Origin of the sequence: Burkholderia sp. AU38729, assembly GCF_020419725.1 — a bacterium.
Taxonomy (GTDB): Bacteria; Pseudomonadota; Gammaproteobacteria; order Burkholderiales; family Burkholderiaceae; genus Burkholderia.
This window is the reverse complement of the sequence record NZ_JAIZQO010000007.1, coordinates 304,166-329,597: the sequence shown is the minus strand read 5'-3', so window position 1 is coordinate 329,597 and position 25,432 is coordinate 304,166. Positions and strand designations below refer to the sequence as shown.

Below are 25,432 nucleotides of genomic sequence, written 5' to 3'. Positions count from 1 at the left end.
GCGCCAGGCGCGGTTACAACTCCGACGCGGCGGTAATCAGCGTCGCTTCGAGTGCGAGCGTCGAACGCGACGCGGCCGTCGGCCGGTCGATCACGTATTCGAGTTCGCCGAGTTCGGGCAGCCCGGCGTCGAGCCGTGCGAGCCCGGCCGGGATCACGTAGCCGGCGAACGCGCTGACGCCGAGCCCCGCGCTCGCGGCGGCGCGCAACACCGCGACGCTGCTGCTCACGACCGCGATCCGGTACGGCCGCCCGACGGCCTCGAGCGATTCGAGCACGCGGCGGCGCGACACGCTCGGCTCCGGATGCATCGCGAGCGGCAGGACGGCCTCGTGGCCGGTGATCCGCGAATCGGGGCCCGTGCACCAGTACAGCGGCTCGCTGCGGATCACGCGGCCGCGCCGGCTGCCGGCGATGCGCTTCGCGAACACGAGATCGTGCCGCCCTTCGTCGAGCGCGTCGAACAGGTCGCCCGACAGCCCGGTCGAGATCGCGAGCTCGACTTCCGGATTGCGCTGCACGAAGCTCGCGAGCGCGGCCGTCAGGTGCGCCGACGCGAAATCCTCCGACATCGCGAGCCGCACCTTGCCCGACAGCGGTGGCCCGCACACCGACGTGACGGCCTCGTCCATCAGTTCGAGAATGCGCACCGCGTAGCGGAACAGCGCGTCGCCGTGCTGCGACAAGTGCACGTTGCGCGTGTCGCGTTCGAACAGCGGCCGGTCGAGCAGCTCCTCGAGGCGGCGGATATGCTGGCTGACGGTCGACTGCGACAGGCTCACGCGCTCGGACGCGGCGGTGAAGCTGCCGGACTGGGCGACGGCGACGAAGCTGCGCAGCAGCTCGGGCGGTAACGGACGCATTGCTAAATCCACTGAATCGGTTTCGACAACTTCATAAATGGCCGGATATTGCGGCGCTAGTATCGGATCACGCGCCGGTGCGGCCCGCAACGGGGCGCACCGGACGCGTAGCCCGCGTCGGCCGGCGGCTGCTTCATTCAGTCTACGGCATCCGGCGTCCGGCCCGAAACCGCATCATCCCATCGACCGCCCGAGAACGTGCCCGCATGACGGGCCCGCCGGGCCGCGGCGCACCGCCGCAGGAGACACGCCCGGCACGGGATCGGCGGGCACGATTCGGCTCCTGCTGGCGGCCATGCGCCCGTCACGAAGAGACTGGAGACGACTCATGATCATCTACGGAACCGCGCTACTGGCGTTCTGCCACCTCGCCGGACTGTTCCTCGGCGACCTGCTCGGCAGCGCGATCGGCGTGAAGACCAACGTGGGCGGCGTCGGCATCGCGATGCTGCTGCTGATCTGCCTGCGCCTGTGGCTGCACCGCCGCGGCTGGCTGCCGAAGGAGACCGAGGCCGGCGTCGGTTTCTGGGGCGCGATGTACATCCCCGTCGTCGTCGCGATGGCCGCGAACCAGAACGTCGTCGCCGCGCTGAAGGGCGGCCCGGTCGCGCTGCTGGCCGCCGTCGGCGCGGTCGCGATCTGCGCATGCTGCATCGCGGTACTCGTGCGCACCGGGCGCGACGACACGGCCTTCGCGGGCGTGCCGCAATTCGAAGAACAGTAACGGAGGCCGCCATGCTGCAGATGCTCGAAAAAACCGTCGCCCACAACGGGCTCGTCGCGTCGTTCGCGCTGGTCGGCCTGATCATGTGGCTGTCGTCGATCGCGTCGCGCAAGCTCACGTTCGGCCGCGTGCACGGCTCCGCGATCGCGATCGTGATCGGTCTCGTGCTGGCCTATGTCGGCGGCGCATTCACCGGCGGCGAGAAGGGGCTGGCCGACGTCAAGCTGTTCGCCGGCATCGGCCTGATGGGCGGCGCCATGCTGCGCGATTTCGCGATCGTCGCGACCGCGTTCGAAGTGCAGCCGGCCGAGGCGCGCAAGGCCGGGCTCGTCGGCGTCGTGTCGCTGCTGCTCGGTACCGTGCTGCCGTTCATCGTCGGCGCGTGCATCGCGCGCGCCTTCGGCTATACCGACGCGGTCAGCATGACGACGATCGGCGCGGGCGCCGTCACCTACATCGTCGGTCCCGTCACGGGCGCGGCGATCGGCGCAAGCTCCGACGTGATCGCGCTCAGCATCGCGACGGGGCTGGTCAAGGCGATCATCGTGATGGTCGGCACGCCGGTCGCGGCCAACTTCATGGGCCTGAAGACGCCGCGCTCCGCGATGATCTTCGGCGGCCTGGCCGGCACCGTCAGCGGCGTGAGCGCGGGGCTCGCCGCGACGGACCGACGGCTCGTCCCGTACGGCGCGCTGGTCGCGACGTTCCATACGGGCGTCGGCTGCCTGCTCGGGCCGTCGCTGCTGTTCTTCACGACGCGCGCGCTGGTCGGCGCGTAGGCCCCACCGACGGGCGGCCCGTGCGCGGGCCGCATCCATCGCGGCGTCCTCTGAGTCGCATTCGTCAACATCATCAATCGGCGGCGGCGCCAGGCTTAGAATGCCGCTGAACCATCGAAGCGGGAGAACTGTTCATGACGGGATGGAATCACGCGCGGCAGGCGCGCGATGCACGGCTCGCGGCCGGCGCGGTTTACGCGCAGGGCAAGCGGGTCGATGCGCGCGACACCGTGGCGTTGCTCGAAGCGGTGCTGCGGCCCGGCGACCGCGTCTGCCTCGAAGGCGACAACCAGAAGCAGGCCGACCTGCTCGCCACTGCGCTCGCCGACGTCGACAGCGCGAAGATCCACGACCTGCACATGGTGCAGTCGGGCGTCGTGCTGCCCGAGCATCTCGACGTGTTCGAGCGCGGCATCGCGAAGCGTCTCGACTTCGCGTATTCGGGCCCGCAGTCGCAGCGCATCGCGAAGCTGCTGTTCGGCGGCAAGATCGCGCTCGGCGCGGTGCACACCTATCTCGAGCTGTTCGCGCGCTACTTCATTGACCTCACGCCGCAGGTCGCGCTGATCGCGGCGGTCAGCGCCGACCGCGACGGCAATCTCTACACCGGCCCGAACACCGAAGACACGCCGACCGTCGTCGAAGCCACCGCGTTCAAGGACGGCATCGTGATCGCGCAGGTCGACCGCATCGTCGACAAGGTGCCGCGCGTCGACATCCCGGGCGATCGCGTGCATTTCGTCGTCGAGGCCGGCCGGCCGTTCTACGTCGAGCCGCTGTTCACGCGCGATCCGGCGGCGATCACCGAAACGCAGATCCTCACCGCGATGCTCGCGATCAAGGGCATCTACGCGCCGTACGGCATCAAGCGCCTGAACCACGGGATCGGCTTCAACACGGCCGCGATCGAGCTGCTGCTGCCGACCTACGGCGAGAAGCTCGGGCTGAAGGGCAAGGTCTGCTCGCACTGGGCGCTCAATCCGCACCCGACGCTGATTCCCGCGATCGAGTCGGGCTGGGTCGAGCAGATCCACTGCTTCGGCTCGGAAGTCGGGATGGACGACTACATCCGCGCGCGTTCCGACATCTGGTTCACGGGGCCCGACGGGTCGCTGCGCTCGAACCGCGCGTTCTGCCAGACGGCGGGCCTGTATGCGTGCGACATGTTCATCGGCTCGACGCTGCAGATCGACCTGTCCGGCCATTCGTCGACGGTCACGGCCGAGCGCATCGCCGGTTTCGGCGGCGCGCCGAACATGGGCAGCGACGCGCGCGGCCGGCGCCATCCGAGCGAGCCGTGGCTGAAGGCCGGTGCGGAAGCCGATCCCGACACGCCAGCGGCGCTCAGGCGCGGCCGCAAGCTCGTCGTGCAGATCGGCGAGACGTTCGGCGACAAGAACGCGCCGATGTTCGTCGAGAAGCTCGACGCGCTGAAGCTCGCCGACAAGCTGCAGCTCGACCTCGCGCCGATCATGGTCTACGGCGACGACGTCACGCACATCGTCACCGAGGAAGGGATCGCGAACCTGCTGATGTGCCGCGACAAGGACGAACGCGAGCACGCGATCCGCGGTGTCGCCGGCTATACGGAAGTCGGCCGCGGCCGCGACCGCAAGATGGTCGAGCGGCTGCGCGAACGGGGCGTGATCCGTCGCCCGGAGGATCTCGGCATCGATCCGCTCGACGCCGACCGCCGCTGGCTCGCCGCGCGTTCGATCAAGGATCTCGTGCACTGGTCGGGCGGCCTGTATGCGCCGCCGGCCCGGTTCCGCAACTGGTAAGGACAACGGCATGGAACAGTTGAACTATCGCTTCACCGCGCGCGAGCGCGCGAAGGGCGAGCAGGCCGCGGCGCTCGTCGGCGTGGTGGCGTCCGGCAATCTCGAAGTGCTCGTCGAGCGCGTGCTGCCCGGCAACGAATGCGAGATCGACATCCGCACGGCGGCGGTCGGGTTCGGCGCGGTGTGGCAGGCCGTCGTCGCGGATTTCGTCGAGCGGCGCACGCCGGGCGGCCTGAAGCTGTCGATCAACGACGGCGGCGCGCGGCCCGACATGGTGTCGCTGCGGCTCGCGCAAGCCGTGCGGGCAATCGAGGGGGACGCATGACGAACGACGCGATCCACGATACGCGCGATACGCACGATACGCCCGCGTTCGTCGCGAATGCCGCGAGTTGGTACGAAGCATCGGCGCGGCAGCGCATCGACGGGCTGCTCGACGCCGGCAGTTTCAGCGAATTCCTCGGCCCGGCCGAGCGCGTGACCAGCCCGCACCTGCCGCTGTTCGACCTGCCGCAGCAGTTCGACGACGGGATGGTGGTCGGCCACGGCCGGCTCGACGGCCAGCCGGTGTTCGTCGCCGCGCAGGAGGGTCGCTTCATGGGCGGCGCGTTCGGCGAAGTGCACGGCGCGAAGCTCACCGGGCTGCTGCGCGCCGCGCGCGACACCGGCAAGCCGGTGCTGATCCTGTTCGATACGGGGGGCGTGCGGCTGCAGGAAGCGAACGCGGGCGAACTCGCGATCGCCGAGATCATGCGCGCGCTCGTCGAAGCGCGCACGGCCGGCGTGCCGGTGATCGGGCTGATCGGCGGGCGCGCGGGCTGCTACGGCGGCGGCGGGTTGCTCGCCGCGTGCTGCTCGGCGCTCGCGGTATCGGAGCAGGGCCGCATCAGCGTGTCGGGCCCCGAAGTGATCGAGACCAATCGCGGCGTCGAGGAATTCGATGCGAAGGACCGCGCGCTGATCTGGCGCACGATGGGCGGCAAGCACCGGCGGCTGATCGGCGGTGCGGATCGCTACGTGGCCGATACGCCCGCTGCGTTCCGTGCGGCGGCGCTCGCGCTGATCGGCCGTGCGCCGAAGTTCGATGCGGCGATGCTGCGCGCGGAGCAGGCCCGCCTCGAAGCGCGCGTCGAACGGTTCGGCGCGTGCAAGGATGCGCTCGACGTGTGGCGCACGCTCGGTGCAAGCGCGCCGGAAGCGATCCCGGGGATGCCGGACGATGCGTTCGCCGCGCTCGCGGACCAACTGCAGGAGAGCTCGCATGACGCTCGATGAAGTGCTGAATTCACTGTTCCCGCAAGGCCACTCGATCGCCCGTCACGGCGGCCTGCTGACCGGCCGCGCGGAACTGGCCGGCACGCGCGTCGACGTGATCGGCGTTGCCGACCGTCTGCCGTTCGGCATCGACGAGGCGCTGACGCTCGCGTCGCACGTGCTCGACACGATCGCGCGCGGCGGCGACACGCCGATCGTCGTGCTGGTCGACAGCGACAGCCAGCGGATGAGCAAGCGCGACGAACTGCTCGGCCTGAACGAAGGGTTGTCGCATCTCGCGAAGTGCCTGATGCACGCGGATCTCGCCGGGCACCGGACGATCGGCGTGCTGTATGGCCACACGGCCGCCGGCGCGTTCATCGCGACCGCGCTCGCGACGCGCACGCTGCTCGCGGTGCCGGGCGCGGAGCCGGAGGTGATGGACCTGCCGTCGATGTCGCGCGTGACCAAGCTGCCGATCGACGTGCTGAAGGAGATGTCGCGCTCGACGCCGGTGTTCGCGCCGGGGCTTGATAACCTCGTGAAGATGGGCGCCGTCGACGCCGTGCTCGATCCGGCCCGTGCGCTCGACGCGCAGGTCGGTGAATGGCTCGGTAAGCCGGCCGACCGCGTCGACCGGCGTGCGTCACGCGGCCGGCCGGTTGCCGCCGATGTCGCCCAGCGCGTCGAGGCACTCGCGCGTGCCGCACGTTGAGCTGCCGCTGCGCCGCCACACGCTCGTCACGCTGACGGCGGTGGGGTGGGGCGCGGCATTCGCGCGCGATCCCGCGCTCGCGGCCGATCCGCTCGTGCAGGCGTGGGCCGAGCGCGGCTGGCCGCTGATCGTGCGTCGCGCGTCGCCCGACGAGGCCGATGCCGGCCGCGTGCCGCTCGGCCTGCCGCTGCCGCCTTCCGCGGGCAAGCGGCGCATCGCGCTGAACGCGACGGCCGACGCGCTCGCGACGGTCGGCCCGCTACCGGCGTTGTCCGACGTACTCGCCGCCGCGCCCGACGCGTGGCGCGCGGCGTTGCGCGAACTCGATGCGCTCGGCGCGCGTTACGGCGTGCAGGGCCGCGTGTTCGGCAGCCTCGCGTGGCAGGCGCTGACGGGCGAACCGTACCTGGGGGCGCCGTCCGATCTCGACGTCGTGTTCCCGCTGCCGGACCCTGCATCGCTCGCGCCGCTGCTCGACGGCCTCGCGGCGATCGACGCGCGCGCGCCGATGCGCATCGACGGCGAACTGCTGCGCGATGACGGCGCGGGCGTCAACTGGCGCGAACTGCATACGCGGCAGCCTGACGTCGCGGTCAAGACCGCGATCAGCGTCGAACTGATGCCGGCCGACGCATTCCTCGGAGGGGCACGATGAGCGCGTGGGCTGCCTGCCGCGTACCGGCGCCGTCCGAGGCCGAGCGCATCGCCGACCTGGCCGAGCGCAGCCTCGTGCTCGAAATCGAGACCTTTCCGAAGCCAGGGCTCGTCAGCCACGTCGACACCGGCAGTCACACTGACATGGATGCCGCGACGTTCGCCCGCAGCGCCGCCGTGCTGCGGCCGTACTTCGCCGAGTTGGCCGACGCGGGCGCACGCGATGCGGACATGACCGTGCTGCGCAAGATCGGCCTGCGTGCCGAGCACGCGATGCTCGCCGCGACCGGTGGCGTCAACACGCATCGCGGCGCGATCTTCGGGCTCGGGCTGCTGTGTGCGGCTGCCGGTCGGCGCGCGATGCCGGGGGCCGTGCCGGTCGGAATGACGCTCGGTGCGTTCGTCTCCCTCCGCTGGGGTGCCGATATCCTCGGCGGCCCGCGCTTGCCCGACAGCCACGGCGAACGCGCGAGCCGCCGCTACGGCGTCGGCGGCGCACGTCGCGAGGCGGCCGACGGGTTCACAACGGTCTATGCGGTCGGGCTGCCCGCGCTGCGTCGCGCGCAGCGTGACCTGCCGGGCGACCCGGAAGCCGCGCGCGTCGATGCATGCTTCGCGCTGATCGCCGCGCTCGACGATACGAACCTGCTGCACCGGGGCGGGCAGGCCGGCCTCGCGTTCGCGCGGGCGACCGCACGCGCGTTCGCGGCACGGGGCGGCGTGCGGGCGCGCGACTGGCGGCTGCGCGCGGCCGCCGCGCATCGTGCGTTCGTGGCACGGCGGCTCAGCCCGGGCGGCGCGGCCGACCTGCTCGCGATGAGCGTCTTCGTCGATGCGCTCGAAGTTGACGAGGGCGCGCGATGACGCTGGCCATCCTCTGTTCGGGGCAGGGCGCGCAGCGCGCCGACATGTTCGACCTGACCGGCACCGCGCCGCAGGCCGACGCGCTGTTCGCGCATGCCGGTCGGCTCCTCGGCGACGATCCGCGCGCGTGGGTCCGGCAGGCCGGGCCGGATGCGCTGCGCGAAAACCGTGCCGCGCAGATTCTCTGCACGGTCCAGGCGCTTGCCGCCGCCGCGCTGCTCGACGCGGTGTGGCCGCGCCGGCGCTGCGTCGCCGGCTACAGTGTCGGCGAAGTCGCGTCGTGGAGCGTCGCGGGAATGATCGAGCCGGACGCCGCGCTCGACCTGGCCGATGCCCGTGCGCGCGCGATGGATGCCGCGAGCGGCGGCGACGAGCGGATGGTGTTCGTACGCGGCTTGACGCGCGCGCAACTCGCGCGGTTGTGCGACGGTCGCGACGCGGCGATCGCGATCGCGAATCCCGGCGACGCGTTCGTGGTCGCGGGGCGGCAGGCCGATGTCGACGCGGTGGCCGACGACGCGTCGCGCGCCGGCGGGTTGCGCGTCGCGCCCGTCTGCGTGCGGATCGCATCGCATACGCGCCGGCTCGCCGCGGCCGTGCCGGTGTTTCACGCGTCGCTCGCCGCGACCGACGTGCGGCGGCCGCTGCCCGGTACGCGGCTGTTTTCGGGGATCGATGGCGCATCGGTGCTGGACGTCGACGCCGGCCTCGACAAGCTTGCGCGGCAGATCGCGGAGCCGGTCGAGTGGGCCGCCTGTCTGGCCGCCTGCGTGGAGGCCGGTGCGACCGCGTTCCTCGAGCTCGGTCCCGGCCGCGCGCTGGCCGAGATGGCTGGCGGCGCCTATCCGGCGCTGCCGGCGCGCAGCCTCGCGGACTTCCGCTCCGTCGACGGCGTGGCGAGCTGGCTCTCACGCGTCGCGACGGGCTGATCGACCGCATGAAAGACGGGCGCTGACCCGTTCGCCGGGCCCCGGTTTTGCGCTGTGTGTTGCGCCGGCGCAGCAGCCTCTCAGGTGGGGCTTGCCACGCGAATTGGCATCGCTAAAATGGCGCCCGCCATGAGACCAGCCGCCTTCCTTCTCGCCGCCCTTTGCTGCGCGGCGAGCGCCCACGCCGCCCAGATTCCGTCCGATGCCGCATCGGTCGGCACATACTTTTCGTATGACAATGCAGCGGCCGACGCGACCGTCGACCTGATCGGGCAGGCACAGCGTCGCGTGCTGCTGGCCGGCTACACGCACGTGCCGCCGGCGGTGGCGAGCGCGCTGCGCGCGGCCCGCGCGCGCGGGATCGAGTTGCGTGTCGTGCTCGTGCGTTCGCCGCGCGCGGGCCGGTACAGCGGCGCGGGCTATCTGAAATCTTCCGGGATCGACGTGGCGATCGATTCGCGGCACGGCGATCCCGCGCCGCGCTTCGTGATCGTCGACGACAGCGTCGCGCTGACCACGTTGTCCGAAGGCGCGGCCACGCACGCGGAAACGGTGAACGTGTTCCAGCGTGCGCCCGAGCTCGCGCAATCCTATGCCCAGTCGTTCTGGCGGCTGTACCGGCAGGCCGGCGGCCTCTGACCTTTTCCGTCGGCCCGCGCGTGCCGGTGTGACCCTGCTTGCATCGGCGCGGCCGATGAACCATGCTCGTTGACAGGCGCCGGCGCGGGTTTCGCGCATCCGGCGCAACGGCAGGGAGCCGATCGTGTTCGAGTGTTTTGCCGATCGCGCCGATGCCGGCTGCCAGCTGGCCGGTGCATTGCGCGAATACGCGGGGCGTGGCGATGTCGTCGTGCTCGCGTTGCCGCGCGGCGGTGTGCCCGTCGCTTATCCGGTCGCGTGTGCGCTGCATGCGCCGCTCGACGTGCTGGTCGTGCGCAAGCTCGGCGTGCCGCACGATCCCGAGCTCGCGATGGGCGCGATCGCGACGGGCGGGGCGATTCATCTGCAGCGTTCGGTGCTTCGTTCGATGAAGGTGTCCGACGCGCAGCTCGCCGACGTGATCACGCGCGAGACGGCCGAATTGCATCGCCGTGAAGCGCTGTACCGCGGTGCCGAGCCGCCGCTGCCGGTCGAAGGGCGCATCGCGATCGTCGTCGACGACGGCGTCGCGACCGGCGCATCGATGCACGTCGCGCTGCAGGCGTTACGCGAGCGTCGTCCGGCGCGGATCATCGCGGCTGCACCGGTCGCGCCGGCGGGTACACGGCACGTGTTCGACGATCTGGCCGACGCGTTCGTCACGGTGACGCTGCCGCTGCCGTTCTTCGGGATCAGCCAGTTCTACGCGCGCTTCGATCAGACGAGCGACGACGAGGTGCGCGCACTGCTCGACGCGGCGCGGCGCTGATTCGGCATCACGTCCGCCGGATGCGGCGCGGGCGAGGGCGGCGGGCTTCGGCCCACGCGAACACGCGCTGCAGCATCGGATGCACGTCCCCGTGCCAGCGCGCCCCCGTGAACAGCCCGTAGTGATCGCAGTCGTCGATGTCGATGCGAAAGCGCTCGTCGTCGGCGAGGCCGCTGCACAGGTCGAGCGCCGCGTGCGTCTGGCCGGCGCCCGTGACCTTGTCGCATGCACCTTCGACGGTCAGCAGGACGAGGCCGCGCAAAGCCGCCGGCTCGACGCGCCGGCCGCCCACGTCCCACGTGCCGAGCGCAAGGCTCATGCGCTGGAACACGATGTCGACCGTATCGAGGAAATACTCGGCCGGCATGTCGAGCAGCGCCGTGTATTCGAGCAGTGCGCGCCGCGCGCCGGCGAGCCCGGTCATGTCGAAGCGCGACGCGGCCAGCGCGTACGCTTCGATCAGCGACAGGAAGCGCTGCGGGTACACGAGCGCGATCTCGCCCTGTTGCAGATAGGTGGGAAACACGTGGCGGCCGTGCCCCGCGAAGTCGGGCGGCACGACGTCGATCAGGTGGCGGCGGCACCAGCCGAGCGAATGGGCGGCAGCGGCGGTGCCGAGCGCACTCGGATTCCGGCGCGCGTCGAGCGGGCCGCCGATCAGCGTGACGCTCGCGGGCGACGGGAGACCGCGCGCCGCCCGCAGCGCGAGCGCGCCGAGCGCCGGCACGGTCGCCTGACACACGGCGACGACATGCAGCGGCCGGTCGTCGTGCCCGAGCCCGTCGACGAAGCCGTCGAGCGTCGCGACATACTCGTCGAGCCCGAAACGGCCCGACGCGAGCGGCACGTCGCGCGCATTGCGCCAGTCGGTCACGCAGACATCGCCGTCCGCGAGCAGCGTCTCGACGGTTTCCCGCATCATCACGGCCGCATGCCCGGCGAGCGGCGCGCACAGCAGCACCGTGCGCGGCGCGTCGGCCCGCGTGAAGCGCCGCAGGTCGCAGAACGGCGTGCGCGCGACGACGCGCTCGCCGAGCGCCGGCCATCCGATGTCGAAGTGCGGGGGCCCGTCCGGCGGCCCGAGCAGCGGCTCGAACAGGTCGTCGTAGCAGGACGACGCAGCGTGCGGCAGCGTGGCCGCGGGCCAGGCGTCGAACGCATGCCGCGTCGCCGCGCGCCACGCGCGCATCCATTCCCGCTGCTGCTCGACGAGGGCATACCACATGGCGAACCTTGAGGCGGAAGGGGGGGGAACTTGCATTATGGTCACTGTGGCCGGACATCGTGAGTCCCGCGCGCGGCGGGTTGATGTGCATCAGGCGCACGGGCGCGAAGGCCGGCCGAGCACGTTCTGCTATTTCGGCAAACGCGGTCGCGGCGCCGGCCCCCGCTCGTTGCGGGCGGCAATGGGCCCTAGCCCTAGGCGATGCCGCGCGACGCTGCTACAGTCGTCGCTCCCATTCCCCTGAAGCGGAGCGTTCGCGATGAAGCTGATCGGCATGCTGGATTCCCCGTTCGTGCGTCGGGTCGCCATTTCGGCGAAACTGCTCGACCTCCCGTTCGAACACGAGTCGATCTCGGTGTTCCGTCATTTCGAGCAGTTCAGGGCGACCAACCCGGTCGTCAAGGCGCCGACGCTCGTGACCGACGACGGCGCGACGCTGCTCGATTCGTCATTGATCGTCGACTATCTCGATCGCCTGGTCGCGCCCGAGCGGCGCTTGCTGCCCGATACCGCCGATGCACGGCTGCGCGCGCTCGTGCCGGTCGGTTTCGCGCTGGCGGCCGCCGAGAAGACCGTGCAGGTCGTCTACGAGCAGGCGCTGCGGCCGGCCGACAAGCAGCATGCGCCGTGGCTCGAGCGCGTGCTGAGCCAGATCGAGGGCGCATACGGCGCACTTGAGCCGCTCGTCGCGGCCGCGAACGGCTGGTTCGGCGGCGCGCGCCTGCTGCAGTCCGACGTGACGGTCGCGGTCGCATGGCGCTTCACGCAGTTCATGGCGGCCGACTACCCGGTGCTCGCGCGGATCGATCCGGCCCGTTATCCGGCACTGGCCGCGCATTCGGCGCGGGCGGAAGCGCTGCCGGCGTTCGTCGAAACACCGCTCGTCTAGGCGTCGCGGCGACCTGCGGCGGGGCCCCGCGCGGCGGCCCGTCGCCCGCTCAGCCTTGTCAGGCAAGGCGCTGTCGATTGTTCTCGGCGGCTGACAAGTGACTTCGCATTCGCGCTGTTTATCCGGACGCGGCCGGTCCCTAGAATCCACTCCATCGAATGACGCCTTGCCTGATGGAGCCGCAGATGAAAGCCCTGATCGAATCGAGCCTGTACCACCCGTCCCTCGTGTTGCCGCTTGCCGCGCTGACGCAGTTGATGGTCGAGCGCGATTTCAATCTGGGTCAGGTCGGGCTGATCGTCGCGGCGCGCGGTGCGCAGGCCGCCGTGTCGCGCTCGCGTGCGCTGATTTTCTGCCGCCACTGCGAAGCGCAGGCGTGAGCGCGCTGGCGTCGAATGGATGAAAAAAAGCCCGGCCGGCGCAAGCCGGTCGGGCGGATCGGGTTCGATCGGGCCCCGGCTTCGGCCGGGGCTTTTTCATGGGCGACGCTCAGGCGCGTGCCGGCGACCCGACACTGTAGATATCCGATTCGTCGTCCTCGCGCATCTGGCGCACGAGCTGGTGGGCTTCGCGACGCGACGCGACGGCCGGCGGCGAGCCCTTGAGCGGCTGGCGCGCGGTTTCGGCGAGCGCGACGACCGACACGATGCCGATCACGGCGGCGCCCATCATGTAGTACGCGGGCATCATCAGGTTGTGCGTGACGTCGACCAGCCAGGCGGTCACGAGCGGCGTCGTGCCGCCGAACAGCGACACCGACACGTTGAAGCCGATCGCGAGCGCGCCGTAGCGGATCTCGGTCGGGAACAGCGCCGGCAGCGCCGACGGCATCACGCCGGTAAAGCACGACAGCAGCACGCCGAGGATCAGCAGGCCGCCGAACACCGACGCCGTGGTGCCCGTGTGGATCAGCATCATCGACGGGATCGACAGCACGAGCAGGCCGACGCAGCCGGCGAGCATCACGGGCTTGCGGCCGACCTTGTCCGACAGGCGGCCGGCGGCGAGCGTCAGCGGCATCATCAGCACCATCACGATCAGCACGAGCACGAGGCTGTGCGATTCGTCGAAATGCAGCGTCGACGACATGAAGCTCGGCAGGTACGACAGCACCATGTAGTCGGTCACGTTGAAGATCAGCACGAGGCCGACGCACAGCAGCAGGGCGCGCCAGTTGCGCATCAGCGTTTCGCGGAAGCGCGCCTTCGGCACGGCCTTGTCCTGCGCTTCGCGCTCTTCGGCCTGGCGCTTGAACGCGGGCGTTTCCTCGAGCCGCATCCGGATGTAGAGACCGATCAGGCCGAGCGGGCCGGCGATCAGGAACGGCACGCGCCAGCCCCACGACAGCAGCGCTTCCTGCGACAGCGACGCGGTGAGCAGCGCGACGACGCCCGCGCCCATCACGTAACCGATCAGCGTGCCGAACTCGAGGAAGCTGCCCATGAAGCCGCGGCGCTTGTCGGTCGAGAATTCGGCGATGAAGGTGGCGGCGCCGCCGTACTCGCCGCCGGTCGAGAAGCCCTGTACGAGGCGGGCGACGAGCAGCAGCACCGGCGCCATGATGCCGATCGACGCGTAGCTGGGGATCAGGCCGATCGCGAAGGTGCCGACGGCCATCATGATCATCGTGGCGGCGAGCACGCGCTGGCGGCCGATGCGGTCGCCGAGCGGGCCGAACACCATGCCGCCGAGCGGGCGCACGAGGAACGCGGCCGCGAACGTGCCGAAGGTCGCGAGCAGCTGCGCGGACGGGCTGCTGGACGGGAAGAACACCTTGCCGAGCGTGACGGCGATGTAGCTGTAGACGCCGAAGTCGAACCATTCCATCGCGTTGCCGATGGCCATGGCGCTGACGGCGCGCTTGAGGAGGCTCTGGTCGACGACGGTGATGTCGTCCGCGACGAGCGGGGCTTCGCCGGACGACGAAGCGGTGGAAGAAGCAGCGGTCGGGCTGACGTGTGTTGCGGTCAAGGTCATGCACTCCTTTGACTGCGCCGAACGGGCGGGCCGTCCGACACGGTTTGCCGGCGAGCGCGGTGTCGGATGCGGCGCGTCGGGGCAGACCTTTAAGCACTTACTGCATTGCAGGCGGTAAAGGGCCGTAAGGGGCTGCTTCGACGCGGGCCCGATGGGCCGTCGCGACAGTGCGCTCATGAAGAATGGGCCGCGTGATGCTGGCGGCAGATGCCGGTGCGGACGGTGTCCGGCGTTCCGGCAAGCGCCCCGGAGGGGCAACGAAACGAGAAAAGCGGGCCTGTCGGGCGGGCTTTTCTGTGTGTGCAATTTCGGTCGAAGCGCCGGCCCGCAACGCGCGGACGGACTTCTCTCGAAATCGAATAGACAGAGATTGAATGTTGAAACAGGCGACATGATAGCACGATGACGGATGATCGTGCAAATTGCCGGGAAACGCCCGGCTGGCGGGGCGTCCGGCGGGGGTGGCTCGGGTATGATCGGCGGCGCACGGCGGGGCCGTGCGGCCCCGGGTGACGGGGCCGAATTCACGAGGAACCGGATGACCGAACTGATGAGGATCGCGGCGCTGTTTGTCGCCACCGCGCTGGCCGAAATCGTCGGCTGTTACCTGCCGTGGCTCGTGCTGAAGGACGGCCGGCCGGTGTGGCTGCTGGTGCCGGCCGCGCTGTCGCTCGCGCTGTTCGCGTGGCTGCTGACGCTGCACCCGAGTGCGGCGGGGCGCACCTATGCCGCGTACGGCGGCGTGTATATCGCGGTGGCGCTGGTCTGGCTGCGGGTGGTCGACGGTGTTGCGCTGACCCGCTGGGACGTGGCCGGCGCGGTGCTCGCGCTCGGCGGAATGGCGGTCATCGCGCTGCAGCCGCGCGCGTGAGCGCGGCGGCGGCGCGTGCCGCCGGCCGCCTGCTTCAAGCCGCTTCGGCGGCGCCCGCGTCGGCGGACGTGCGCCACACGCAGGTGCCCTTGACCGACTTGTCGAGTTCGTCGAGCTGCGCCTGATGCGCGGCGAGTTCGTCGTCGCTCGCGGTCACCACGGCCAGGTCGAGCGCGGCGAGCGACACGCGCTGGCCGTTGCCCGCGCCGCCGTCGGCGCCCGCGTCGTCGAGCATGTCGATCACGAGGCTGTCCTGGCCGCGTGTCATCGCCAGATACACTTCGGCGAGCAGCTCCGAGTCGAGCAGTGCGCCGTGCAGCGTACGGTGCGCGTTGCTGATGCCGAAGCGGTCGCACAGCGCGTCGAGCGAGTTGCGCTTGCCCGGGAACATCTGCTTGGCCTGCACCAGCGTGTCGATCACGCCGCCGCAATGCTCGGTGAACGGCGGCAGGCCGAGCCGCGCGAATTCCGCATCGAGGAAGCCAAGGTCGAACGGCGCGTTGTGGATGATCAGCTCGGCATCCTTCACGAAGTCGAGGATCTGGTGGGCGACTTCCGCGAATTTCGGCTTGTCGCTCAAGAATTCGGTCGTGAGCCCGTGCACCGCCAGTGCGCCCGGATCGCTGTCGCGCTCGGGGTTCACGTAAAAGTGCAGGTTGTTGCCGGTGAGCCGCCGGTTCAGCAGCTCGACGCAGCCGATTTCGATGAGGCGGTCGCCCGTGCGGGCGTTCAGGCCGGTGGTTTCGGTATCGAGAATGATCTGGCGCATGTCGGGAAATACGTAGGAAACAGGGGAGCGGCCCGTGTTCAGGCCGTGAGCGATTCGACGCCGCGATTCGCGAGTGCGTCCGCGCGCTCGTTTTCGGGATGACCCGCGTGGCCCTTGACCCAGCGCCACTCGACCTCGTGCTGTGCGACGAGCGCGTCGAGCCGCTTCCACAGGTCGGCGTTCTTCACGGGCGTCTTCGCAGCGGTGACCCAGCCTTTCTTCTTCCAGCCGTGGATCCACTCGCTGATGCCTTTCTGCACGTATTGCGAGTCGGTGTGCACGATCACCTGGCACGGCCGCTTCAGCGCTTCGAGCGCGGCGATCACGCCCATCAGCTCCATGCGGTTGTTGGTCGTGTTGGGCTCGCCGCCGAACAGCTCCTTCTCCTTGTCGCCGTAGCGCATCAGTGCGCCCCAGCCGCCGGGGCCAGGGTTGCCCTTGCAGGCGCCGTCGGTATAGATGTCGATGGTATCGGTAGTCATGAATGTTCTTGATGGGTGGTCGGGGAGGCCGCCGGCGTCAGGCCCGGTGCGAGCACGGGCTTCTTCATCCGGATCTGGCCGACGAGGCGCATGCCGCGCACGCGCTTGACGGCCGTCACCATGTAGACGGCGCCGAAGATCGGCCACCAGCGGTCGCCGGCGGCCTCCATGAAGCCGTAGCGGGCCAGCCACTTGTCGGTGACGAGCGGCGGCCGGTAGCAGCCGAAGCGGCCGCGTTCGAGGTCGAAGCCGAGCAGCTTGATCCAGTCCTTGAGCCGGATGAACGCGATCTGGTCGCGCGTGGCCGGCACGAACGGGCGGTTCGCCATGCGCCCGAACGATTGCCGCATGCCCCACAGGCTGAGCGAATTGAAGCCGGTGATCACGAGCTGGCCTTCCGGCATCAGCACGCGCTCGGCCTCGCGCAGCAGCCGGTGCGGATCGGACGTGAATTCGAGCGTGTGCGGCATCACGATCAGGTCGACGCTCTGCGACTCGAACGGCAGGTCGAGCAGGTCGCACCACGTCGTGCTGCGGCCGTCGGGCGCGTGCTCGGGCGCATGCGCTTCGCGCGCCCACGGATACTGGTACGGCGCGCTCGCGCCGCTCGCCGGATCGAGCACGAGGCCGCGATACGGCATGCGGTTCTCGCGCAGCGCGTCGAGCTGCGGCAGGCCGAGCTGCAGCGCGTGGAACCCGAAGACGTCGGACACGATCCGGTCGAGCTGCGCCTGCTCCCAGCCCAGCACGTAGCGGCCGGGCGGTGAGTCGGTCCAGGCGGGCCAGTCTATAATTTGACGGTCAGACATAACGATGATTGCGCGCCCATGAACGAGCTGGAATACGTGCCGGTTCCGGCATTCGATGACAACTATATCTGGCTCGTCTCGGACGGCCGCGATGCGATCGCCGTCGATCCGGGTGAAGCCGCGCCGGTGCGCCGGGTTCTAGCCGAACGAGGCTGGCGGTTGACCGCTATTTTACTCACGCACCACCACGCCGACCACGTCGGCGGTGTCGCGGCCCTGCGCGATAGCCAACCGGACGATGTTCCGCTCGTCGTTTACGGCCCCGCGGCCGAGGCGATCGGGGTGGTCACGCGGCCGCTTTCGGGCGGCGCGCGCGTGACGCTCGACGCGCCGGCCGCCACGTTCGACGTGCTCGACGTGCCCGGCCATACGCGCGGCCACATCGCCTATTTCCAGGCGGCCGGGCAGCGCAACGCGGCGCCGCACGTGTTCTGCGGCGACACGCTGTTCTCGTGCGGTTGCGGGCGCCTGTTCGAGGGTACGCCCGCGCAGATGCTCGCGTCGCTCGACGCGCTCGCGGCGTTGCCGGGCGACACCCACGTGCATTGCGCACACGAATACACGCTGTCCAACATCCGCTTCGCGCTCGCGTGCGAACCCGCCAATGCGGCGCTCGCCACATGGCGCGACGACGCGCAGGCGCTGCGCGCGCGCGGCGTGCCGACGCTGCCCACTACGATCGCGCATGAGCGTGCCGTTAACCCGTTCATGCGGGCGGACAGCGAGGCGATCCGCGCGACGCTCGAAGCGGAACTGCATGAAACGGTGCCGGATCGTCTGACGGCGTTCACGCTGATGCGCGAGTGGAAAAACCGGTTCCGATGATGATTTCCGGAGGAATCCAAAGCTCAAGCGGTGTCTGTAAAAATTGCTCCAAATGTAGGATTTCGCTGAGTTTTCGGTGTTTTTATTGACGTGAAGCACGCACTTCCGTAGTATCGCCTGCAATTTCCAGCCGTCGGAAGCAGAGATTTTCATGCGACTTATATTGAGTGCGATGGTGGTTCTGCTGCTCGCCGCTTGTGCGAGCCAGGCCCCTGTCGCCAACAACGCCGCCGATTCGCAGGCGACGTCCACCTACCTCCGTAAATCCGCCACCGCCAAAGAAACTGTCGACGTCGACAAGCAATCCGTCGGCGATCTGACCAGTGCGGACTCCGATCTCTGGGGTCGCATCCGCCGCGGTTTCCAGATGCCCGACCTGCAGACCGACCTCGTCGACATGCAGACCACGTGGTACACGCAGCGCCCGGACTACGTGCAACGCATGACCGAGCGTTCGCAGAAGTACCTGTACCACATCGTCGAGGAACTCGAGGCACGCCACATGCCGACCGAGCTCGCGCTGCTGCCGTTCATCGAGTCCGCGTACAACCCGCAGGCGCTGTCGGTCGCGAAGGCGGCCGGCATGTGGCAGTTCATGCCCGGCACGGGCCGCACGTACAACCTGAAGCGCAACATGTGGCAGGACGAGCGCCGCGACGTGCTCGCGTCGACCAGCGCCGCGCTCGACTACCTGTCGCGCCTGCATGACATGTTCGGCGACTGGTATCTCGCGCTGGCCGCGTACAACTGGGGCGAGGGTAACGTGCAGCGCGCGATCGCCCGCAACCAGGCGGCCGGCCTGCCGACCGACTACCTGAGCCTGCGGATGCCGAACGAGACGCGCAACTACGTGCCGAAGCTGCAGGCGGTGAAGAACATCATCGCGAACCCGCAGCAGTACGGCCTTGCGCTGCCGGACATCCCGAACCACCCGTATTTCGTGACGGTCACGACGTCGCGCGACATCGACGTGGCGGTGGCCGCGAAGCTCGCGAACCTGTCGCTCGACGAATTCCGCTCGCTGAACCCGTCGTTCTCGAAGCCGGTGATCCTCGGCGCGACCGAGCCGCAGATCCTGCTGCCGTTCGACAACGCGTCGGCATTCGAGAAGAACCTGAAGGCGTACAACGGCCAGCTGTCGTCGTGGACCACCTATACGGTCAGCGAGCGGGCACGGCCGGCCGCGATCGCCGAGAAGATCGGCGTGGACGCCGATACGCTGATGTCGATCAACAAGATTCCGGCCGGCATGCGCCTGAAGCCGGGCTCGACGATCGTCGTGCCGCGCGGCGATGACGACGACGAGGACATCAGCGCCGACGTCGCCGAAAACGGCGCGCTCGCGATGGAACCCGACGTACCCGACACGCGCAAGATGCTGATCCGCGTGCGCCGCAAGCAGTCGATGGCGGCGCTCGCCGGCCGCTACGGCGTGTCGGTCGGCCAGCTCAAGGCGTGGAACCGTACGCACCGCGATCTCGCGATGCCGGGCCAGGCGCTCGTGCTGCACGTGCCGGTCGGCCGTTCGGTGCCGGCGGAACCCGGCCCGGAGCGGATCGCGACGTCGGCCGGCGGGGCGCACATCGAGCGCGCGAGCCTGGCGGTGGGCGGCAAGTCGCACGGCGCGAAGCGCGGCGCGGCGAAGCCGGCGGCCAAATCGGCGAAGGCGGCCCCCGCGAAAGCGGCACCGGCCAAGGCCGCCGCGCACAAGGGCAAGAAGAAGTAACGCAGTCGCGCGCATCGTGCGGCCGGCCCGGTTCGCGCGGTTGCGGTATCATCGGACGAAATGCAAGAAACGCCGTCACCGAGGTGACGGCGTTTTTGTTTGTGCGCGGCGCGGGGGCGCTGCTTCGAAGGTCTTCATATAACAAGGGGAAGAGATGTCGTCGGTGCAGCTGAGGGTGCTCGCGCTGTTTTCGGTCGGGTATTTCGTGTCGTACGTGTTTCGCGGTGTCAATCTCGGCTTCGCGCCGTTCGTCACGCACGAGCTCGGGTTGTCGGCCGCCGATCTCGGCCTGCTCACCAGTCTCTATTTCCTCGGCTTCGCGGGCGCGCAGATCCCGGCGGGCGTGATGCTCGACCACTTCGGCCCGCGCCGCGTGACGGCCGGCATGCTGCTGTTCGCGGCCGCCGGCGCGGCCGTGTTCGGCGCCGCGCACGGTCTCGGCACGATGATGGTCGGCCGGCTGCTGATCGGCGTTGGCGTCTCGGTGTGTCTCGGCGCGGCGTTCAAGGCGCTCGCGCAGCATTTCCCGGTCGGCCGGCTGCCGCTCGTCAACGGCCTCGTGATGGCCGTGGGCGGCCTTGGCGGCGTGATGGTCGGCTCGCCGCTGACCTGGCTGCTCGGCTGGACGAGCTGGCGCGCGATCTGTTTCGGCCTCGCGGTACTGACGGTGATCGTCGCGGCGTCGATCGGGCTGGGCGCACCGGAAGCACAGCAGGTGCGCCACCAGGGCGGGATCGTCAGCCAGTTCAAGGGCACGTGGCATATCCTGAGCAGCCGCGCGTTCTGGAAGATCTCGTCGTTCTCCGTCGTCACGCAGGGCGTGTTCTACGCGATGCAGTCGCTGTGGGTCGGGCCGTACCTGCGCGACGTCGCGGGGTTCGATGCAGCGCATGCCGCGCGCCTCGTGTCGGTGCTCGGCTTCGCGATGATGGCCGGCTGCGTCGGCTTCGGCGCCGCGGCGCGGGTGCTCGAGCGGCGCGGCGTGTCCGTGTACGCATTCTGCGGCGTCGGCATGGCGCTGTTCGTCGCGACGCAGGCCGCGATCGTCGCGCGCGTGTCGTTGCCGCCGGCCGTGCTGTGGGCTGCATACGGAATGTTCGGCGGCGTCGGCATCCTGACCTACGCGGTGATGGCCGGGCATTTTCCCGCTCACCTGATCGGCCGCGCGAACACGACGCTCACGCTCGTGATTTTCCTGCTGATCTTTGCGTTCCAGATCGGGGTCGGCGCGGTGCTGTCGCACTGGCCGGCGGTCGACGGCCGCTACCCGGCCGCCGCGCATTTCACCGCATGGGGCGTGTTGCTCGCGCTGCAGCTCGCGAGCGCGGTCTGGTACGTCTGGCCCGCGCGCGGCGCTGGTCAAGCGCACTGATCCGGCGGTACGCTGGCGGGTAGGGCGGCCGCGTAAACGGGGCCGCAGCGCGTTGCGCCGCGTCGCCGGACGCGGCGCACGCACGATCGGACGGCCATATCAATTGAAGATAGGGCTATTTTCAGGCTATAATTTGAAAGTTTGTGCTGATCAACCTCGCACCCTAGCGCCTACCTCATTCATCCCGTTCATCCGCCGCACGCCGCCTGCCGGGCGATGCCGCGAAGCCTCGTGCGCCACGCGCCGGGTTCGCGTCTCGACAACGCAGGTCGCGTCCAGCAAGCGACCACGCGCGCCCACGCAGCGCGGCGCTCGCGCGGCAGGGTAAACAGGTCGGCAGCAGGGTGTTCCCCAAGGAGCCTCCCGTGTTGCCGTCTTTTACTCCCGCCTTGCTTGCACTCGCCGACGGCACGGTCTTTCGTGGTTATTCGATCGGGGCCGAAGGCCACACGATCGGCGAAGTCGTGTTCAATACCGCGATCACCGGCTATCAGGAAATCCTGACTGACCCGAGCTACTCGCGCCAGATCGTCACGCTCACCTATCCGCATATCGGCAACGTCGGCGTCAACGCCGAAGACGTCGAAGCCACGAAAGTCCATGCCGCCGGCCTGATCATCCGTGATCTGCCGTCGCTCGCCTCCAACTTCCGCATGGACCGCACGCTCGGTGATTACCTGCGCGACGAAGGCGTCGTCGCGATCGCCGGCATCGACACCCGCAAGCTGACCCGTATCCTGCGCGACAAGGGCGCGCAGAACGGCTGCATCCTGACGGGCTCGGACGACGAAGCGAAGGCGATCGAGCTCGCGCGCTCGTTCCCGGGTCTCGCGGGCATGGATCTCGCGAAGGTCGTGTCGACCACGAAGCCGTTCGAGTGGAAGCAGACCGAATGGCGCCTCGAAGGCGGCTACGGCATGCAGGAGGCGCCGAAGTACCGCGTCGTCGCGTACGATTTCGGCGTCAAGTACAACATCCTGCGCATGCTCGCGGAGCGCGGCTGCCACGTGACGGTGCTGCCGGCACAGGCGAGCGCGGAAGATGCGCTCGCGCTGAATCCGGACGGCGTGTTCCTGTCGAACGGCCCCGGCGATCCGGAACCGTGCGACTACGCGATCGCGGCCACGAAGCAGTTCATCGAGCGCGGCGTGCCGACCTTCGGCATCTGCCTGGGTCACCAGATCATGGGCCTCGCGGTCGGCGCGAAGACGCTGAAGATGAAGACGGGCCACCACGGCGCGAACCACCCGGTGAAGGATCTCGGCGACGGTCGCGTGGTGATCACGTCGCAGAACCACGGCTTCGCGGTCGATGCGGATTCGCTGCCGGCCAACGCGCGCGTGACGCACGTGTCGCTGTTCGACGGCACGCTGCAGGGCTTCGAGCTGACCGACAAGCCGGCCTTCTGCTTCCAGGGCCACCCGGAAGCGTCGCCCGGCCCGCACGACATCGGCTATCTGTTCGACCGTTTCACCGCGCTGATGGACGCGGCGAAGCAGCGCAACGCCTGACGTCAACGACGCAACCGAAGAACGGGAGATTCGCATCATGTTCGGCCACGCACTCGGCATCACGGATATCTGGACCTACGTGTTCGGCGTGATCTTCATCATCCTGCTGCCGGGGCCGAACTCGATGTACGTGCTGTCGCTCGCGGCGCAGCGCGGCGTGAAGGCCGGCTATCGCGCGGCGTGCGGGGTGTTCGTCGGCGACACGGTGCTGATGGTGTTGTCCGCCGCCGGCGTCGCGTCGCTGCTGAAGGCGAACCCGCTGCTGTTCTCCGTCGTCAAGTACGGCGGCGCCGCGTATCTGCTCTACATCGGCACCGGCATGCTGCGCAGCGCGTGGCAGAAGCTGCGCGCGCCGGCGAATGCGCCGGTCGCGGCGGCGCCCGCGGTCGATGGCGAGCGGCCGTTCCGCAAGGCGCTGATCGTGAGCCTGCTGAATCCGAAGGCGATCCTGTTCTTCATCTCGTTCTTCATCCAGTTCGTCGACCCGGCATTCCCGCATCCCGCGCTGTCGTTCGTCGTGCTCGGGGCGATCGCGCAATGCGCGAGCTTCCTGTACCTGAGCACGCTGATCTTCGCGGGTGCGCGGCTTGCCGAGCACTTCCGCCGCCGCCGCAAGCTTGCAGCAGGCGCGGCGAGCAGCGTGGGCGGCCTGTTCATCGGATTTTCGGTGAAGCTCGCGCTCGCCACGATGAGCTGAGCGAGTCACCCGACGAGCGAACGCCTGCGCGTTTGCAGGTTGGGTGTCGGACCAATAAAAAGAATCGACCAATCATCCGGGGAAACCATTTTGACTGACACGCCAGGAAGCAATTCATTGAGCGAGAGCACTGCATCGATCGATTTGACGGCCGCATCCGCGGCTGCCGCACCGCGGAACGAGGCGGACGGGGCGGTCGCGCGCATTCGGACGTCGATCGACATCGAGTCGTCCACAGCCGTGCTGTCCTTCGGCGACGACGCGATGCGCGAGCTCAGCGCGTATTCGGATCGCATCCTGGCAGACGTGAAAGGCAAGGATATAGGCGAAGCGGGGGCGCTCCTGTCGAATCTGCAGGACCAGATCCGTTCACTGGATCCGGAGTCGTTGCAGAAGCAGGGTTTCGTTTCGCGTATGCTCGGCACCGCGCAGCGGGCAGTCGAGCGTTTCGTGCGCCGCTACGAGGATGTGTCGGCCCAGATCAACGAGGTGGCGCTGCGGCTCGAGATATGGCGCGAGGCGATGCGTCGCGACATCGCGATGCTGGACGACCTGCACGCGAACGGCGTCCAGTATGTGAAGAACCTGGACACCTACATCACGGCGGGCGAGCAGTACGTCGCCGAATTCCGGCAAAGCCGTATGCCGGAACTGCAGGCCGCGATGAGCGGCTTGTCGGACGATGAGCGCGCGCTCCAGCAGGAGAAGGTGCAGGATCTCGCACGCAACATCGATCGGCTCGAGCGCAAGGTGCATGACCTGAAGCTCGCGCGAATGGTCGGGTTGCAGCGCCTGCCGCAGATCCGCATCGTGCAGAACGGCGATGCCCTGCTGGTGGACAAGATCCATACGGCGATTCATACCGCGATTCCCGCATGGAAGGCGCAGTTCATCACCGCGCTTGCGCTTGAGCGGCAGAAGCAGGCGTACGAGACGCAACAGGCCGTGGTCGACATGACCAATGAATTGCTGCGCAAGAATGCCGAGCAACTGCACCGCAGCGCTACGTCGATCGAGCAGGCAAGCCAGCGTAGCGTCATCGATATCGAATCGGTGCGTCATGCGAATGAATTGCTGCTGCGCACGGTCGGTGACGTGATGGAAATCCAGGCGGAAGGCCGGAAGAACCGCGCAGCGGTCGAGGTCGAATTGAAGAAGCTCGAATCGGATCTGCGGACGTCGTTGGCGCGTCAGGCGGCGGGGGCGTAATGCTGCGCTGGGGCGGACGTCTTCAATTGCCCAAGGTGCGGCCGAAAGGCGGCACCCGGCTTTTTGTCCGTGCGCTGTGGATGAGCTTGTGGCACGGATTCGTGGCTTACGGTTCCGCGTTCGCGGGAACGGCGGTCGGGGTCGGCGCGGCGTCGCTGGTCGCCGCAGTCGGTCTGGTGGACAAGTTGCAGGAATTCGACAAGCACGCCCGCTTCGTGGATTTTGGGCCGTGGGTGATCGCGGTGATGATTGCGGGTGCAGGCATGTCGCTCTTCCTGATGGGAGCGGTGATGGGGTTGGCGTTTCGCCACCTGTACCTGGTGCCGCGCATCCATCTTGGCATCGGGCTTCTGACCGCTTTTGCCTATTTTCTGCCGACGGTCTGGCTGAGCGTAGGATGGATCGTGTTGCCGGCTGCGCTGCTCGTCTGGTGGGGGCTGCGCGCGCTGGAAACCCCGGACTCCGCGCGGATCGAGTGGTTGTTGCACAAGTATTACCGCGGGTTCCCGGAACTGCAGGACTGGATTCGGGAATACGTCCTGACCGCGTGGATGTCGTCGTCTCGACCGGCGCCGCAGCCGTTGCAGCAAGCCGAGCTTTCGTCCGTGGCTGGTACGGCGGCGAACCGGCACGGACTGGCGTCAAGCCTCCTCGACGAACAAATGGCCGAGATGAGCCGGATGTACGAGCAACTGAAGGGCAGTGTGATCGAGGACGAATGGAGCGCGCTGATCGGGACCAGCCAGCGTATCCATCGAATGGTGGGCACCGATGCCGAGCGGTACAGCCTGTTGAACCGCTTTCTCGCGTCGCAATTGCCCAACGCGATCAGGCTTGGTTGGTTTTTCATCAAGGCTGACGGATTGACGGAATCGAACCCGTCCCGAGCGGAACACATGCGTGAAATCGAGGCGGGTCTCAAGGGGCTGCTCGGGCAGTTCGAGAAGGTGCAGAACCAGATGGCGGAGAGTGATCTGGAGGGACTCCAGGCGCTACTTCGCGTCCTGAATGAAGATTTGAAGCAGGCAGAGCAGCGGGAGGCCAGCGCGCCTCCCCTGTGAAGTCGGCGGCCGGCGAACCGGTCGCGACATGCAGCATTA

The 25,432-nt window shown here is 68.7% G+C and carries 28 protein-coding genes; 21 read left to right on the top strand and 7 right to left on the bottom strand.

Annotation, left to right across the window (positions count from 1 at the left end):
* Positions 1-13: 13 nt before the first annotated feature.
* Positions 14-862 (bottom strand): LysR substrate-binding domain-containing protein, encoded by an 849-nt coding sequence (locus tag LGM56_RS20525; RefSeq protein WP_085040476.1) that lies wholly within the window; start codon positions 860-862, stop codon positions 14-16.
* 328 nt (positions 863-1,190) lie between these two features.
* On the opposite strand from LGM56_RS20525, the gene madL reads away from it, so the two are divergent.
* The 11 genes from madL to LGM56_RS20470 all read left to right on the top strand — a co-directional run bounded on the left by madL (position 1,191) and on the right by LGM56_RS20470 (position 9,970).
* Positions 1,191-1,586 carry a malonate transporter subunit MadL gene (gene madL, locus LGM56_RS20520; RefSeq protein WP_034186756.1) on the top strand — a complete coding sequence of 132 codons (396 nt, stop codon included), beginning with the start codon at positions 1,191-1,193 and terminating at the stop codon, positions 1,584-1,586.
* 11 nt (positions 1,587-1,597) lie between these two features.
* Positions 1,598-2,365: a malonate transporter subunit MadM gene (gene madM / locus LGM56_RS20515; protein WP_089439681.1), complete on the top strand. Its 768-nt coding sequence runs from the start codon at positions 1,598-1,600 to the stop codon at positions 2,363-2,365.
* A 134-nt stretch (positions 2,366-2,499) separates the two neighbouring features.
* On the top strand, positions 2,500-4,146 hold the full coding sequence (gene mdcA / locus LGM56_RS20510; protein ID WP_226206630.1) for a malonate decarboxylase subunit alpha: 1,647 nt from the start codon (positions 2,500-2,502) through the stop codon (positions 4,144-4,146).
* Between the two features lie 10 nt (positions 4,147-4,156).
* Positions 4,157-4,471 (top strand): malonate decarboxylase acyl carrier protein, encoded by a 315-nt coding sequence (mdcC, locus tag LGM56_RS20505; protein ID WP_047900325.1) that lies wholly within the window; start codon positions 4,157-4,159, stop codon positions 4,469-4,471.
* Entirely contained in the window at positions 4,468-5,421 is a 954-nt protein-coding gene (locus LGM56_RS20500; RefSeq protein WP_226206629.1) for a biotin-independent malonate decarboxylase subunit beta, read from the top strand. Before mdcC ends, LGM56_RS20500 begins: the two co-directional genes overlap by 4 nt.
* Complete coding sequence (mdcE, locus tag LGM56_RS20495; protein WP_089494560.1) at positions 5,408-6,115, top strand: biotin-independent malonate decarboxylase subunit gamma; 708 nt, start codon at positions 5,408-5,410, stop codon at positions 6,113-6,115. Before LGM56_RS20500 ends, mdcE begins: the two co-directional genes overlap by 14 nt.
* A complete protein-coding gene (gene mdcG, locus LGM56_RS20490) occupies positions 6,102-6,770 on the top strand; it encodes a malonate decarboxylase holo-[acyl-carrier-protein] synthase (RefSeq protein WP_226206628.1) in 669 nt (222 codons plus the stop codon). The genes mdcE and mdcG overlap by 14 nt, the downstream gene beginning before the upstream one ends.
* Positions 6,767-7,633: a triphosphoribosyl-dephospho-CoA synthase MdcB gene (mdcB, locus tag LGM56_RS20485; RefSeq protein ID WP_226206627.1), complete on the top strand. Its 867-nt coding sequence runs from the start codon at positions 6,767-6,769 to the stop codon at positions 7,631-7,633. Before mdcG ends, mdcB begins: the two co-directional genes overlap by 4 nt.
* Entirely contained in the window at positions 7,630-8,562 is a 933-nt protein-coding gene (locus tag LGM56_RS20480; protein WP_226206626.1) for an acyltransferase domain-containing protein, read from the top strand. The genes mdcB and LGM56_RS20480 overlap by 4 nt, the downstream gene beginning before the upstream one ends.
* Positions 8,563-8,679: 117 nt before the next feature.
* Positions 8,680-9,201, top strand: coding sequence for a phospholipase D-like domain-containing protein (locus tag LGM56_RS20475; RefSeq protein ID WP_226206625.1), 522 nt, complete (start codon positions 8,680-8,682; stop codon positions 9,199-9,201).
* Positions 9,202-9,325: 124 nt separating this feature from the next.
* Positions 9,326-9,970, top strand: a complete 645-nt coding sequence (locus LGM56_RS20470) for a phosphoribosyltransferase (protein WP_226206624.1) — start codon at positions 9,326-9,328, stop codon at positions 9,968-9,970.
* Between the two features lie 7 nt (positions 9,971-9,977).
* Here LGM56_RS20470 and LGM56_RS20465 read toward each other — a convergent pair whose 3' ends face one another.
* On the bottom strand, positions 9,978-11,195 hold the full coding sequence (locus LGM56_RS20465) for a polyhydroxyalkanoate depolymerase (protein WP_226206623.1): 1,218 nt from the start codon (positions 11,193-11,195) through the stop codon (positions 9,978-9,980).
* A gap of 259 nt (positions 11,196-11,454) precedes the next feature.
* Between LGM56_RS20465 and LGM56_RS20460 the strand changes: the two genes are divergently transcribed.
* The gene (locus tag LGM56_RS20460; RefSeq protein ID WP_089494567.1) at positions 11,455-12,084 is read left to right on the top strand and encodes a glutathione S-transferase family protein; all 630 of its coding nucleotides are present in this window, start codon (positions 11,455-11,457) and stop codon (positions 12,082-12,084) included.
* A gap of 185 nt (positions 12,085-12,269) precedes the next feature.
* Entirely contained in the window at positions 12,270-12,464 is a 195-nt protein-coding gene (locus LGM56_RS20455; RefSeq protein ID WP_069249260.1) for a hypothetical protein, read from the top strand.
* A gap of 109 nt (positions 12,465-12,573) precedes the next feature.
* Here LGM56_RS20455 and proP read toward each other — a convergent pair whose 3' ends face one another.
* Positions 12,574-14,061, bottom strand: coding sequence for a glycine betaine/L-proline transporter ProP (gene proP, locus LGM56_RS20450; RefSeq protein WP_226206622.1), 1,488 nt, complete (start codon positions 14,059-14,061; stop codon positions 12,574-12,576).
* Between the two features lie 538 nt (positions 14,062-14,599).
* Between proP and LGM56_RS20445 the strand changes: the two genes are divergently transcribed.
* Positions 14,600-14,932 carry a YnfA family protein gene (locus LGM56_RS20445; RefSeq protein WP_226206621.1) on the top strand — a complete coding sequence of 111 codons (333 nt, stop codon included), beginning with the start codon at positions 14,600-14,602 and terminating at the stop codon, positions 14,930-14,932.
* Between the two features lie 34 nt (positions 14,933-14,966).
* Here the strand turns inward: LGM56_RS20445 and dnaQ are convergent, their stop codons facing one another.
* The 3 genes from dnaQ to LGM56_RS20430 are packed head-to-tail and all read right to left on the bottom strand — an operon-like array spanning position 14,967 to position 16,992.
* The gene (gene dnaQ, locus LGM56_RS20440; RefSeq protein ID WP_226206620.1) at positions 14,967-15,701 is read right to left on the bottom strand and encodes a DNA polymerase III subunit epsilon; all 735 of its coding nucleotides are present in this window, start codon (positions 15,699-15,701) and stop codon (positions 14,967-14,969) included.
* Positions 15,702-15,739: 38 nt separating this feature from the next.
* Positions 15,740-16,183, bottom strand: a complete 444-nt coding sequence (gene rnhA, locus LGM56_RS20435; RefSeq protein ID WP_039347704.1) for a ribonuclease HI — start codon at positions 16,181-16,183, stop codon at positions 15,740-15,742.
* Entirely contained in the window at positions 16,180-16,992 is an 813-nt protein-coding gene (locus tag LGM56_RS20430) for a class I SAM-dependent methyltransferase (protein ID WP_089430881.1), read from the bottom strand. The genes rnhA and LGM56_RS20430 overlap by 4 nt, the downstream gene beginning before the upstream one ends.
* Before the next feature lie 18 nt (positions 16,993-17,010).
* Here LGM56_RS20430 and gloB point away from each other — a divergent pair, with 18 nt between their 5' ends.
* From gloB to leuE, 5 genes are all read left to right on the top strand, one after another.
* Positions 17,011-17,817, top strand: coding sequence for a hydroxyacylglutathione hydrolase (gene gloB, locus LGM56_RS20425; protein WP_226206619.1), 807 nt, complete (start codon positions 17,011-17,013; stop codon positions 17,815-17,817).
* 151 nt (positions 17,818-17,968) lie between these two features.
* Entirely contained in the window at positions 17,969-19,543 is a 1,575-nt protein-coding gene (locus LGM56_RS20420; RefSeq protein WP_226206618.1) for a transglycosylase SLT domain-containing protein, read from the top strand.
* Between the two features lie 154 nt (positions 19,544-19,697).
* Positions 19,698-20,915 carry an MFS transporter gene (locus LGM56_RS20415; RefSeq protein WP_089494571.1) on the top strand — a complete coding sequence of 406 codons (1,218 nt, stop codon included), beginning with the start codon at positions 19,698-19,700 and terminating at the stop codon, positions 20,913-20,915.
* A gap of 365 nt (positions 20,916-21,280) precedes the next feature.
* Positions 21,281-22,426: a glutamine-hydrolyzing carbamoyl-phosphate synthase small subunit gene (carA, locus tag LGM56_RS20410; RefSeq protein ID WP_041492797.1), complete on the top strand. Its 1,146-nt coding sequence runs from the start codon at positions 21,281-21,283 to the stop codon at positions 22,424-22,426.
* A 37-nt stretch (positions 22,427-22,463) separates the two neighbouring features.
* Entirely contained in the window at positions 22,464-23,123 is a 660-nt protein-coding gene (gene leuE, locus LGM56_RS20405; protein ID WP_089494572.1) for a leucine efflux protein LeuE, read from the top strand.
* Positions 23,124-23,128: 5 nt separating this feature from the next.
* Here leuE and LGM56_RS20400 read toward each other — a convergent pair whose 3' ends face one another.
* A complete protein-coding gene (locus LGM56_RS20400; protein WP_226206701.1) occupies positions 23,129-23,347 on the bottom strand; it encodes a hypothetical protein in 219 nt (72 codons plus the stop codon).
* A gap of 16 nt (positions 23,348-23,363) precedes the next feature.
* On the opposite strand from LGM56_RS20400, the gene LGM56_RS20395 reads away from it, so the two are divergent.
* Both LGM56_RS20395 and LGM56_RS20390 read left to right on the top strand, forming a co-directional pair.
* The gene (locus tag LGM56_RS20395; protein ID WP_319000774.1) at positions 23,364-24,332 is read left to right on the top strand and encodes a toxic anion resistance protein; all 969 of its coding nucleotides are present in this window, start codon (positions 23,364-23,366) and stop codon (positions 24,330-24,332) included.
* A complete protein-coding gene (locus LGM56_RS20390; protein WP_226206617.1) occupies positions 24,332-25,393 on the top strand; it encodes a 5-bromo-4-chloroindolyl phosphate hydrolysis family protein in 1,062 nt (353 codons plus the stop codon). Before LGM56_RS20395 ends, LGM56_RS20390 begins: the two co-directional genes overlap by 1 nt.
* Positions 25,394-25,432: the final 39 nt, after the last annotated feature.

What these genes read in the sequence shown, in the direction of transcription:
- LGM56_RS20525 (WP_085040476.1), bottom strand. Translation starts at nt 862, where the DNA reads ATGCGTCCGTTACCGCCCGAGCTGCTGCGCAGCTTCGTCGCCGTCGCC.
- madL (WP_034186756.1), top strand. Translation starts at nt 1,191, where the DNA reads ATGATCATCTACGGAACCGCGCTACTGGCGTTCTGCCACCTCGCCGGA.
- madM (WP_089439681.1), top strand. Translation starts at nt 1,598, where the DNA reads ATGCTGCAGATGCTCGAAAAAACCGTCGCCCACAACGGGCTCGTCGCG.
- mdcA (WP_226206630.1), top strand. Translation starts at nt 2,500, where the DNA reads ATGACGGGATGGAATCACGCGCGGCAGGCGCGCGATGCACGGCTCGCG.
- mdcC (WP_047900325.1), top strand. Translation starts at nt 4,157, where the DNA reads ATGGAACAGTTGAACTATCGCTTCACCGCGCGCGAGCGCGCGAAGGGC.
- LGM56_RS20500 (WP_226206629.1), top strand. Translation starts at nt 4,468, where the DNA reads ATGACGAACGACGCGATCCACGATACGCGCGATACGCACGATACGCCC.
- mdcE (WP_089494560.1), top strand. Translation starts at nt 5,408, where the DNA reads ATGACGCTCGATGAAGTGCTGAATTCACTGTTCCCGCAAGGCCACTCG.
- mdcB (WP_226206627.1), top strand. Translation starts at nt 6,767, where the DNA reads ATGAGCGCGTGGGCTGCCTGCCGCGTACCGGCGCCGTCCGAGGCCGAG.
- LGM56_RS20480 (WP_226206626.1), top strand. Translation starts at nt 7,630, where the DNA reads ATGACGCTGGCCATCCTCTGTTCGGGGCAGGGCGCGCAGCGCGCCGAC.
- LGM56_RS20475 (WP_226206625.1), top strand. Translation starts at nt 8,680, where the DNA reads ATGGCGCCCGCCATGAGACCAGCCGCCTTCCTTCTCGCCGCCCTTTGC.
- LGM56_RS20465 (WP_226206623.1), bottom strand. Translation starts at nt 11,195, where the DNA reads ATGTGGTATGCCCTCGTCGAGCAGCAGCGGGAATGGATGCGCGCGTGG.
- LGM56_RS20460 (WP_089494567.1), top strand. Translation starts at nt 11,455, where the DNA reads ATGAAGCTGATCGGCATGCTGGATTCCCCGTTCGTGCGTCGGGTCGCC.
- LGM56_RS20455 (WP_069249260.1), top strand. Translation starts at nt 12,270, where the DNA reads ATGAAAGCCCTGATCGAATCGAGCCTGTACCACCCGTCCCTCGTGTTG.
- proP (WP_226206622.1), bottom strand. Translation starts at nt 14,061, where the DNA reads ATGACCTTGACCGCAACACACGTCAGCCCGACCGCTGCTTCTTCCACC.
- LGM56_RS20445 (WP_226206621.1), top strand. Translation starts at nt 14,600, where the DNA reads ATGACCGAACTGATGAGGATCGCGGCGCTGTTTGTCGCCACCGCGCTG.
- dnaQ (WP_226206620.1), bottom strand. Translation starts at nt 15,701, where the DNA reads ATGCGCCAGATCATTCTCGATACCGAAACCACCGGCCTGAACGCCCGC.
- rnhA (WP_039347704.1), bottom strand. Translation starts at nt 16,183, where the DNA reads ATGACTACCGATACCATCGACATCTATACCGACGGCGCCTGCAAGGGC.
- LGM56_RS20430 (WP_089430881.1), bottom strand. Translation starts at nt 16,992, where the DNA reads ATGTCTGACCGTCAAATTATAGACTGGCCCGCCTGGACCGACTCACCG.
- gloB (WP_226206619.1), top strand. Translation starts at nt 17,011, where the DNA reads ATGAACGAGCTGGAATACGTGCCGGTTCCGGCATTCGATGACAACTAT.
- LGM56_RS20420 (WP_226206618.1), top strand. Translation starts at nt 17,969, where the DNA reads ATGCGACTTATATTGAGTGCGATGGTGGTTCTGCTGCTCGCCGCTTGT.
- LGM56_RS20415 (WP_089494571.1), top strand. Translation starts at nt 19,698, where the DNA reads ATGTCGTCGGTGCAGCTGAGGGTGCTCGCGCTGTTTTCGGTCGGGTAT.
- leuE (WP_089494572.1), top strand. Translation starts at nt 22,464, where the DNA reads ATGTTCGGCCACGCACTCGGCATCACGGATATCTGGACCTACGTGTTC.
- LGM56_RS20400 (WP_226206701.1), bottom strand. Translation starts at nt 23,347, where the DNA reads ATGTCGATCGACGTCCGAATGCGCGCGACCGCCCCGTCCGCCTCGTTC.
- LGM56_RS20390 (WP_226206617.1), top strand. Translation starts at nt 24,332, where the DNA reads ATGCTGCGCTGGGGCGGACGTCTTCAATTGCCCAAGGTGCGGCCGAAA.